We start from the raw sequence: 581 nt of genomic DNA, 5'->3' as shown, positions 1-581 counted from the left end.
CTCGAACGCTTGAGTGCAGGTCTGCCCGGCCAAGCCCTGTTGCAGGATTTGCATTACGCCTACGACCCGGTCGGCAATCCGGTGCAAATCGACGACCGTTCCAAACCCGTCACCTGGTTCAAAAACCAGCAAATCGATCCCGTCAGCACCTACACCTACGACAGCCGTTACCGCCTGATCGGCGCGACGGGCCGGGAAGTGTTTCACGCCGCCAACGACCCCAATGCCTTGGTCAATTACCGCGAGGAATACGATTACGACGCCGGGAACAACGCGCTCGAGCTGCGCCACTTGGGCGTGCAGCCGTTTACCCGGCGCTGGGCAGTAGACGAGGCCAGCAACCGCAGCATCATTTTCAATTCAGATGACCCACCGCCCGACTTCGCCGACGCCTTCGACGGCAATGGCAACCAAAAATACTTGCTCCCCGGCCAGGCGATGGGGTGGGACACGCGCAACCAGTTGAACGAAGTGTCGCCGGTCACCCGCGACGACGGCCCGGATGACACCGAATCCTTTCGCTACGGCGGTGGCGGCAAACGCCTGCGCAAGGTGCGCCGAACACTGGCCTCCGGCCGCAC

At 62.3% G+C, this 581-nt stretch carries 1 pseudogene; it reads left to right on the top strand.

Features of this window, described 5'->3' with window-relative positions:
* Positions 1-581: pseudogene (locus tag IB249_RS29560) on the top strand (hypothetical protein); the annotation flags it as partial.

The organism is Pseudomonas sp. PDM04, from assembly GCF_014851765.1.
Lineage (GTDB): Bacteria > Pseudomonadota > Gammaproteobacteria > Pseudomonadales > Pseudomonadaceae > Aquipseudomonas.
Note: the sequence above shows the minus strand (reverse complement) of the source record. Positions and strands in the feature narration are given on the sequence as shown.